A 9,817-nucleotide genomic window follows, 5' to 3' on the forward strand; every position below is an offset into this window, starting at 1 on the left:
AGTGGCAGATTATACGTCTATCGGCAGAACTGGGTATTTCTGGAAAAGTCCTGTTTGCCGGATTTGTGCGTGGAGAAAAGCTCAACAAGCTATATCGCTCTGCAGATTTGTTTGTACTATCTTCGGTGTCAGAGCCGTTCGGGCTGACACCTCTTGAATCAATTCTAAACGGCACTCCAGTTCTCTTATCAAAACAGTCTGGTATTTCTGAGATAATTACCGGAGCGCTTAAAGTTGATTTTTGGGATATTGAAGAAATGGCCAACAAAATAATTTGTGCATTGAGATATCCTGTAATGTCAAAACAAATGCAAGAACACGGGAAAAAAGAAGCCGAAGCTGCTACATGGCACAAAGCAGCACAAAAATGCATTCAAATTTATAAAAAGTTTACCTAGTCCGTAAGTAATACTGTATAATAAATATATGTTATCGGTTTGTCCTTACTTCCATGTACATCAACCAATGCGCATTAAGCGTTATCGAATATTTGATATTGGAAACGACAACAATTATTTCAATGATGAGTCCGAAACCGATCTCAATAACAAAAAAGTACTTGCGAAAGTGGTGCAAAAATCATATTTACCCACTAATTTAATCCTTTTAGATCTTCTCAAAAGGCATCCAGAGTTTCGATTTGCACTATCGTTTTCCGGTGTTGTACTCGAGCAGTTAGAGAAGGATTTTCCAGAAATATTGGACTTGTTTAAAGAGCTTGTATATACCGGACGGGTTGAAATTCTGGGCGATACCTACCATCATTCATTGGCATTTTTCTATTCTCCAAAAGAATTTGAAAGGCAGGTCATCCAGCACCGCACAACTATACAACGCTTGTTTGGACAAACTCCCACAATACTTCGCAACACAGAACTTTCATACAACAACGACCTTGCACAATGGGCAGATAAAAAAGGCTATGCCGGTATTATGGCGGAAGGATGGGATCCAATACTTGGGTGGAGAAGTCCAAACTTTGTATATCGTCCTAAAGACTGTAAAAACATAAAACTACTTCTCAAAAACTATCGACTTTCTGATGACATTGCTTTTCGGTTCAGTGAGCCTTCATGGGAAGGGTGGCCACTTGATGCGCCTACATACGCTGCATGGATATCATCACATCATGGAAATGGACAAACGGTGAATCTTTTTATGGATTATGAGACTTTTGGTGAGCATCAGTGGGAAGTAACTGGTATTTTTAATTTTCTTAGGCAACTGCCAGAAGAAATTCTTAAACATCCAAATAACACCTTCAAAACTCCGTCTGAAACCATTAGAGATTATGATTCGGTTGGAGAGATTGATGTCCCACATATTCTTACATGGGCAGACACCGACCGTGACCTTTCCGCGTGGACCGGAAATGAAATACAACAGGCGGCAATTAACGACATTTACAAGCTGGAAGATGATGTATACAAGACTAAAGATGCAGTGTTAATTGAAGATTGGAGAAAACTGCAGACGTCTGATCATTTTTATTACATGTGTACTAAGTGGTCTGCGGACGGTGATGTGCATGCATATTTTAACCCATACGAATCGCCGTATGAAGCTTATATAACATTTATGAATGTACTCAGCGATCTCAAACTGCGAATACAAGAAAAACAAAAAAAAGCGTCATCTGGTTATCTTACAAGACTTATTTCACCGTAATGCCAAAAGCAATTATTCTAGGAAACGGACAAATATTTATCGGACTTGATCACAGAGCGCAAGTTCGTGATTTCTATTTCCCGTATGTTGGACTTGAAAATCACTTAGGCAAAGGGCATATTCATCGCATCGGTGTGTGGGTTGACGGACATCTGAGTTGGTTTGATAATCCGGCGTGGGAAATAGATATGGATTGCGGTAGAGAAACTGCCGCTAGTAATATTGTTGCGATAAACAGAGAAATCGGGGTAAGTGTTTTTATAGCTGATGTTGTTTATAATGAAAAAAATATTTTTATACGTGAAATAACAATACGTAATCTTAATTCAAAAACGCGAACCATTAAAATGTTCCTTGGTCAACAATTTGAATTATCTGAATCCAGAAGAGGTAATACTGCGTATTATGACCCTCGCTGCAAAGCCATTATTCATTATAAAGGTAAGCGGGTGTTTTTAATCAATGCAGCAAAATCAAAAAAAGAAATAGGATTTAAGAATTACAGTATTGGATTGTTTGAAATAGAAGGTATGGAAGGAACATTTAAGGATGCAGAGGATGGTGAACTGTCCAATAATCCAATTGAACATGGAGTGGTGGATTCAGTAATTGAAATATCATTTGAAATTGCCGGCACAAAAGAAAGTATGTTTCATTATTGGGTTGCAGTGGGGCAATCAATCAAAGAAGTACATGCGCTTAATTCTTATTTATTGAAAAAAACACCAATGCATCTGATGCAGACCACGAGGGACTTTTGGCACGCATGGGTCAATAAATATCAATTTAATTTTTGGGGGTTGGATAGCTCTATTATTGAAGTGTTTAAAAAATCACTTTTCATTTTACGTTCTCACGCAGACAATCGAGGTGCCATTATCGCCTCAGGAGATTCAGACATGCTCCAGCATGGTAGAGACACTTACAGCTATATGTGGCCACGGGATGGTGCGTTCGTGGCTATGGCACTAGACAGAGTGGGGGACTTCACTATAGGAAAGCGGTTCTTTCAGTTTTGCAACGATGTGGTGTCGGATGAGGGTTATTTTATGCATAAGTATCGCCCAGACAAATCACTTGGCAGTTCATGGCATCCGTGGATACGGTTGGGAAAAGCAGAACTACCAATTCAGGAAGATGAGACCTCCCTTGTGCTCATTGCACTATGGAAGCACTACGAACTGACAAAAGATCTTGAGTTTATTGAAGATTTGTATAACTCTCTCATTAAAAAATCAGCGGATTTTATTGCAAACTACACTTACAAGGACACGGGGCTTTCGTATCCGAGTTATGATATTTGGGAGGAAAAATATGGAATATCCACTTTTACTTGTTCTGCTAAGTACGCTGCTCTCTACGCTGCTTCAAAATTTGCAGACTTACTCGGTAAGAACGACAGCGCAAAGCACTACTCGGGTACCGCAGAAAAAGTTAAAGAGGCTATGCTTGAACATCTTTATAACGAAAAAGGAAAAATGTTTTATAAACTGATTAATATCACAAAGGACAATCAGTTTGAGTATGATCCGACAGTTGATATGAGTAGCTTCTACGGAATTTTTAAGTTCAATGTTCTTGAAGTAGACGATAAGAGGGTTCAAGAGTCATTAAAGACTATACAAGAAAAGCTTGTGTTAAACACCGATGTAAAAGGTGTATCTCGCTATGAAAACGATATGTACTATCGTGTGGGAGCAAACGATCCGCCAAATCCATGGTTTGTTACAACACTATGGTTTGCTCAGTATTACGTCAAAATAGCCAAAAATGAGAAGGATTTGGCCGTAGTTAAAGACTGGCTTTCATGGTCAGTAAAGCATGCGCTCAAGTCTGGTATAATGTCAGAGAAGCTGCACCCATACACCGGAGACCAGCTATCGGTAGCTCCTCTCGCTTGGAGTCATGCGGAGTTTGTTACAACTGTTATTGACTACCTTGAAAAGCTCGAGGAGCTTGGAATATGCAAGATGTGCAATCCAGTAAAATAAATGAAATTTAATTACAAAGAATCATCTGGTATAACGCAGCAGGATATACAGACGACCACAGAACAACTCTCTGCGTACCAGCAAAAACTTGTAGAGGCCACTACAGACGGTTCGTATAAAACGCCAGAGTCTTTTCTTCATCTCCCATACGATAAAGCGATATCGGCGGCAGTGTATGACATTGCGAATAAAATTAAAAGCGATGCACTGAAATATATTGTCGTGGTGGGTATTGGTGGGTCAAACTTGGGCGCACGAGCTATATACGATGCACTTTATGGACACACCGATTTGTTGGAGACAAACAGATATCCCAAAATGATTTTTGCCGATACCAACGATTCAGATTTTATGTCGGCATTGCAGACACTCATACAGAATGACATACAATCATCCGAAGAAATAGCTGTGGTTATCATTAGCAAGTCAGGGGAAACCATCGAAACAATTGCAAACTCTGAGGTTGTACGCTCAGCACTCAATAAGCGATTTGAAAATTCAAACGACAGAATCATAATAATAACCGATGAGTCATCAAAACTTTGGAGACAAGCCGAGGATGAGAATATAATACATCTCCCAATACCAAGTAAAGTGGGAGGTCGATTTTCTGTCTTTTCTGCCGCAGGACTTCTACCACTTGCGCTTGTAAATATTGATATAGAGAAACTACTTTTAGGTGCGCGGAGAGAAGAAAATGATTCTTTAATTTCAGCAACACTGCTGTATTGCCATTTGCAAAATGGAAAATCTATACATGACATGTTTGTATTTCATCCAGAACTTGAATCGCTTGGTAAATGGTATCGTCAGCTAGCAGGGGAGAGTTTAGGTAAAAAAGAAGAAGGGATGCTCCCAACTGTTTCAGTTGGCTCGAATGATCTGCACTCAGTTGGACAGTTTTACTTAGCGGGTCCTAAAAACCGTGTGACAACATTTGTTCGAAGCAATGATTCAGCTGATGTGATAGTCCCCGAAAACACAAGTTTGACTCAAATCATGAGCGCGATCGCTGAAGGAACAAAGCGGGTTTACACAAAAAAAGAACTGCCATTTATGGAAATTGTACTTGATAGTGTTTCAGAAGAATCGCTGGGTGCATTTATGCAGTTTAAGATGAGAGAGGTGTTATATTTAGCATCACTGCGTGGTATAAATGCATTTAACCAACCTTCGGTTGAATTGTATAAGGAAGAGACAAGAAAATTGTTAAAATAAGTCTATGTATATTTTATTTGACATCGGAGGAACAAAGATGAGAATCGCTGGTTCAAAGGATCTCAATAATTTTAGTGAACCGATAGTTGTAGATACTCCGAAGAATGCCGAGGACGGAATTCAAACACTCAAACGAATAATCGGTGATATCGCAAAAGGAGAACCAGTAACCGCACTTGCCGGAGGTGTCCCTGGGTCACTTAATCGTGAGAAAAGCAAACTTACTCATTCACCACATTTGGGTACGTGGATAGACTTGGATATCAAAGGAGAACTTGAAAAAACTTTTGACAGTACAGTTTATTTAGAAAACGATTCGGCTCTTGTTGGTTTAGGAGAAGCAGTTGCCGGTGCTGGAAAAGGATACTCAATAGTAGCGTACATAACAGTGAGCACAGGCGTTGGCGGTGCGCGCATAGTAAACGGCAAAATAGACAATAATGTGTTTGGATTTGAGCCGGGGCATCAAATAATAGACATGTATGGAACAGTATGTCCCTCCTGCTCTGAAGGAGAGCATCAAGACGGGGGAGGGCATCTTGAGGGGTATGTATCAGGCACTTCGGTTGAACGGTGCTTTTCCAAACGAGCGTATGAAATCACAGACAATGCAGTATGGGACGAGCTTGCAAAGTGGCTTGCGTATGGACTCAATAATACAATAGTGCACTGGTCTCCGAATGTAGTTGTGCTCGGAGGCTCTATGATTGTAAAAGAAGTTGGAATAAAGGTTGCTAACGTCTCCCAACATTTACACAACATTTTAAAGATTGTCCCGGAAATTCCTGAATTAAAACAAGCTACGCTTGAAGACTTTGGAGGACTCCATGGAGCGCTCGCACTATTAAAACAGCACAAAAGCACAAATAAAGAAGTGGCATAAGGACAAACAAACATTAGTGCTCATCGCAGGTTTTACGAGCACCGTACTGACGCTTATTAATGTATTTATAAATCCTCAAAACTTCCACTTGAATAAAAGAGTAAGATATGGCTTATAATAAGCTCATTTTCATTATTTAGAAAAGTAAGAATAATGCGAAAAGTGAGAGAATTGACAAAATCTATCGATTTGTTATACTGATGTGGATTCGGTTTGCGCCGAGTTTTTTATTTTGAAAGTATAAAAAAGCTTATTATATCATCTTTACTGGCTTTAGCTTTCTTTAGTTCATTCTCAGCACCAGCTATAAGTATGGAAAGGGGAATCGTACCGGTATTTAGAAATTCACCTTCAGTTGAAGAATACGTGCGTGGATACTTCTCCAGTAAACCTATTATGGCAAAGATCGCATGGTGTGAATCAAAGTTTAAACACTTTGGTACTAATGGCGATATCATCAGAGGCGAGATTAATGCCTCAGATGTGGGAGTTATGCAGATTAACGAGTTTTATCATAGCAAGACTGCTGACAGGCTCGGATACAATCTTTACTCCTTAAACGGAAATCTTCTCTACGCAGATTATTTATTTGCTAAAGAAGGAACAGCACCATGGTTCGCTTCATCCAAATGTTGGAGCAGAGAAAACCAAATAGCCAAGAACTAAAAACAAAAAACCGCCTTCGTGCGGTTTTTTGTTTTTAGTTACACTACCGGAGATTGTGGGGGAAGGGATTGCATACTCTCTTGGTGCATATGCTCTTTTTTCCCAAGACTAAAGTGTCCCGCGCCAAAGGCAGTCATGTACAAAAGTCCTCCTATAATAGCCATGTTCTTAATAAAGAATGCCATCTGAATCTGGTCAGCAAAATTACTGTGGAAGTAGTAGCTTGCCAGCGCAGTGTAAAGAATAAGAGCAATTGCTCCATACTGTATTTTCCAACCAAGCAAAATCGACAATCCACCCAAAACTTCAAAAAGAATTGCCAACACTACTGCGACAGCTGGATAAGGCATGCCAACAGATTCTGTAAAAAATACAGTCCCCTCAAATGCAAAAATTTTCTGGACTCCGGACATGATAAACATTCCTCCAATTAAAATTCTAGCAAGTAGTGGCCCAAATCGGTGGGCGACATTAAAATATTTTTCCATTACAATCATAATAAATTTTTTTATTTGTTAATACTCTTATAATAACACTGTATCGATAGGGAGGTAGTATTGATATTCACACAATTTGAATATATAAGCGTCGTACAATATATCTTTTACGACACTATGCTTTAATAAAACAATACGCGCCAAATATCCTCTAAAATTGTCTCAGAATGCTTTGGTGATGCCCACTTGGTCCAAGTATATCTAAATGGCGATAGTGTTTGTGCTCAACAAAGGCGAGTCCTCTCTTTTTATATACATTGTTTTAATAGAAAATCATCCCATTTGCTATTCCCTATTAAAAACCATTTTTTATTGAGTTGTAACCAAAAACAAATTTCTTGCAACAATAAAAAAATAATAGAATTAGTAACAGCAAAGTCGGGATATGAGGCCTGATGGGAGATATACAACAGTTTTAAATACTTCTTTTCCGATGGGAGGTCTCTCGACTTGTCGTTTTGGTGGGAGAGTATCACTTTATATAAAAATTGAACCTCCCTCCCCCACCCCAACTTTTTGCGACACTTGACATTCTGTGAAACATGTCCCGAAATCCACGATAACAGTCCTCATTGACTTTTGCATCCGAAAGGAATAGAAATAAAGGTGGATGAAGGATAGAAGAAGAAGGCTGAAAAGCATATTACAGGAGATGAACGATGGGTGATATTTATGCTGCTATTGTACTGCTCTCATTTTTGGGAGAGTTAGAAATTTCTGATCAAACAACTCTAACTATACCAAGTAAAACAACTTTAGTTGCACCAAGTTGGACGACACCGGAGATATGCTATGAAGAAGCTTTGGCAGCTGTTTATCTGGCAGCAAAAAACCTGACTCTAGAGTATCTCCAGGCGGGAGTAAAAGGAGACATGCGTTGGTTGGTAGATATAGAATGCTATTTGATTGAAGGAACACTGATTTAGTTTGTTCTCAAGTGAACCTTTGTATCACAAATCCTCAGGACAAAGTATGAAGATATTGTGTACTGAGGGTTATTTTTTTCCTATTTCAACGATGCTCTTTTGTTGTTATCTTTGGGTGCCCTTTTGCATGTCGTTTTGAAACAAAACGACCAGTGATAGAACTTCGATACAAGACTTTCTTTTTTGAATACCTGCTATTTTTCGTCTTCTTTTTCATAGATACATACTATTTTTTATTTTCTATAGAGTCAATTTTAATTCCAAATAACTGTTTTTATAATATCGTCGATATCTATGTTTAGTAATAAAGTCTGCGCTCTCGGATCATATGTAATTGGTGTGATTCCAATTTTAAGTATTTCATTTTTTAGATCATCAATTAATAGTACAGATTGTCCTCCCGCAAAATATTTACGACAAGCGTTGTACCCAGCTATTTCTTCAGTTTCCTGAAGTTTATTGTTTACAATACACTTCCCTGTTTCTGCATCATATCCACTCGTATTAGCACCTGTGATAGATATAACTTCAAGACCTAAAGATAAATTGTAATAAAATGGAAAATCCTTGTGACCAAAGCTAAAAAATCTTGTTTTAGACGTTGACATATCTAAATAATCATATGGTAAATTAACAGACACATTAATACCTGGAAGTTTGAATAGCTTATTTGGGACTGCGACTTCAGTCACATTGCTCTTTGTATCTTCAAAAGCGATATATTGTAATGAGGCCAATATTTGGTCCGCAATTAATAAGTTCTTTTCGGTGAGGTTTTTGCCAGAATAAATTTTATAGAATCGCCCATTTTTTATTTTTCCGTCTATCACAGCGGATAACTCCACATTACTTTCACCATATATAAAGTAATCAGTATTTCCGTAAACAGCAAATCTATATAGATGATTTCCATCAGCTGTACGTATAAATGACCCGATATTCTTCAAACCAATCGAAGAAGCACCAGTCCCGCCGGTAGCATTTCTTATTGTTCTTGAGTCAATTGATAATATTATTTTTGCTCCATCATAAATATCAATTTTTGAAATTCGACGTGGAGATGCTACATCGGGGAAAATATATATTCTCTCTTGTATATTAAGTGAATCAGGGTAAAAAAAACTAACATTGGAATTAGAACTAACATACTCTTTGTGTGTGTCTTTCGGTTGATATGTAACTACTATGTCACTATAAGAGGTTTTGTAACCTCCACCATCGTATTGTGGCGTAAGTACAGTGCTAAATTTCTCACCTGATTCGTTACATGATATATAAATCTTATTAATTTCTACATTATCAATAGTACAATCGTTATCATTTTCATAATCTATACGGAAATAATTGAAACCATCTTCATAATATTTATATGTAGTATCAGAACCAAAGAAGGTTGCAAGCTCTAGATCCCTTCTTTCCCAATCAGGAACTACTACAAATGTGATTATGTCATCAAAACCGTCATCATTAAGATCAAATTTCTTTATTTTATTTTCAAGTATTGTTGATCGCCCTGATTCATCTAAAAGATAACTAAGTTCTAAAATTAAAAATTGCTTATAGGTTTGCGGTCTGGTATAATACGGTCGCGCTTGGGGTCGTCTCTCAACTGATGCTGAGACGACATAATTCCACAGAATTACGTAGTAGCCGTATATTAGTCGACGTAGACACGGCGTGCGAATTATCAAATTCGAAACTTGGTAATTCCGCAGAATCACGTCAGGCCGGGCCCGTAGGCACAATTTTACTAAATCGCATAATTTCGCAAAATCATATGAAAAAGTTTTTAAAATTGTTTAAGAGATTGTTTTTACCAATAGAGAAATTTCATCTTCTCCTGAGGATCAACTTTTGCTACAAATCCAAGGAGTAATTTCTGAATACGAAAGAGAAAAAATTATGGAGCGTAGTTCGTAGAGGCAAACTTCAAAAGGCACAGAAAGGCATTGTAAGCGTTTTAAGTGG

General features: G+C 38.1%; 9 protein-coding genes. 7 read left to right on the forward strand and 2 right to left on the reverse strand.

All coding sequences use genetic code 11. The features are described 5' to 3' along the window. From IIB50_02485 to IIB50_02510, 6 genes are all read left to right on the forward strand, one after another. The coding region (locus IIB50_02485) for a glycosyltransferase family 4 protein (protein ID MCH7529963.1) at positions 1-398 on the forward strand (398 nt) is incomplete at its 5' end. A 28-nt stretch (positions 399-426) separates the two neighbouring features. Beyond that, positions 427-1,668 carry a polysaccharide deacetylase family protein gene (locus IIB50_02490; GenBank protein ID MCH7529964.1) on the forward strand — a complete coding sequence of 414 codons (1,242 nt, stop codon included), beginning with the start codon at positions 427-429 and terminating at the stop codon, positions 1,666-1,668. After that, positions 1,668-3,659: a glycoside hydrolase family 15 protein gene (locus IIB50_02495; protein ID MCH7529965.1), complete on the forward strand. Its 1,992-nt coding sequence runs from the start codon at positions 1,668-1,670 to the stop codon at positions 3,657-3,659. The genes IIB50_02490 and IIB50_02495 overlap by 1 nt, the downstream gene beginning before the upstream one ends. After that, positions 3,660-4,877: a hypothetical protein gene (locus tag IIB50_02500; GenBank protein ID MCH7529966.1), complete on the forward strand. Its 1,218-nt coding sequence runs from the start codon at positions 3,660-3,662 to the stop codon at positions 4,875-4,877. A gap of 4 nt (positions 4,878-4,881) precedes the next feature. After that, a complete protein-coding gene (locus IIB50_02505) occupies positions 4,882-5,760 on the forward strand; it encodes an ROK family protein (GenBank protein ID MCH7529967.1) in 879 nt (292 codons plus the stop codon). A gap of 213 nt (positions 5,761-5,973) precedes the next feature. Next, positions 5,974-6,426 (forward strand): hypothetical protein, encoded by a 453-nt coding sequence (locus IIB50_02510; GenBank protein MCH7529968.1) that lies wholly within the window; start codon positions 5,974-5,976, stop codon positions 6,424-6,426. Between the two features lie 38 nt (positions 6,427-6,464). On the opposite strand, the gene IIB50_02515 is transcribed toward IIB50_02510, so the two are convergent. Further along, complete coding sequence (locus IIB50_02515; protein ID MCH7529969.1) at positions 6,465-6,914, reverse strand: DoxX family protein; 450 nt, start codon at positions 6,912-6,914, stop codon at positions 6,465-6,467. A 668-nt stretch (positions 6,915-7,582) separates the two neighbouring features. Here IIB50_02515 and IIB50_02520 point away from each other — a divergent pair. Continuing rightward, positions 7,583-7,849, forward strand: a complete 267-nt coding sequence (locus IIB50_02520; GenBank protein ID MCH7529970.1) for a hypothetical protein — start codon at positions 7,583-7,585, stop codon at positions 7,847-7,849. Positions 7,850-8,103: 254 nt separating this feature from the next. Here the strand turns inward: IIB50_02520 and IIB50_02525 are convergent, their stop codons facing one another. Next, positions 8,104-9,540: a hypothetical protein gene (locus IIB50_02525; GenBank protein ID MCH7529971.1), complete on the reverse strand. Its 1,437-nt coding sequence runs from the start codon at positions 9,538-9,540 to the stop codon at positions 8,104-8,106. Positions 9,541-9,817: the final 277 nt, after the last annotated feature.

This window comes from Patescibacteria group bacterium (assembly GCA_022560785.1).
Lineage (GTDB): Bacteria > Patescibacteriota > Minisyncoccia > Phycocordibacterales > JADFSL01 > JADFSL01.

Coding starts and splice junctions, on each gene's coding strand:
- IIB50_02490 (MCH7529964.1), top strand. CDS start 427: ATGTTATCGGTTTGTCCTTACTTCCATGTACATCAACCAATGCGCATT.
- IIB50_02495 (MCH7529965.1), top strand. CDS start 1,668: ATGCCAAAAGCAATTATTCTAGGAAACGGACAAATATTTATCGGACTT.
- IIB50_02500 (MCH7529966.1), top strand. CDS start 3,660: ATGAAATTTAATTACAAAGAATCATCTGGTATAACGCAGCAGGATATA.
- IIB50_02505 (MCH7529967.1), top strand. CDS start 4,882: ATGTATATTTTATTTGACATCGGAGGAACAAAGATGAGAATCGCTGGT.
- IIB50_02515 (MCH7529969.1), bottom strand. CDS start 6,914: ATGGAAAAATATTTTAATGTCGCCCACCGATTTGGGCCACTACTTGCT.
- IIB50_02520 (MCH7529970.1), top strand. CDS start 7,583: ATGGGTGATATTTATGCTGCTATTGTACTGCTCTCATTTTTGGGAGAG.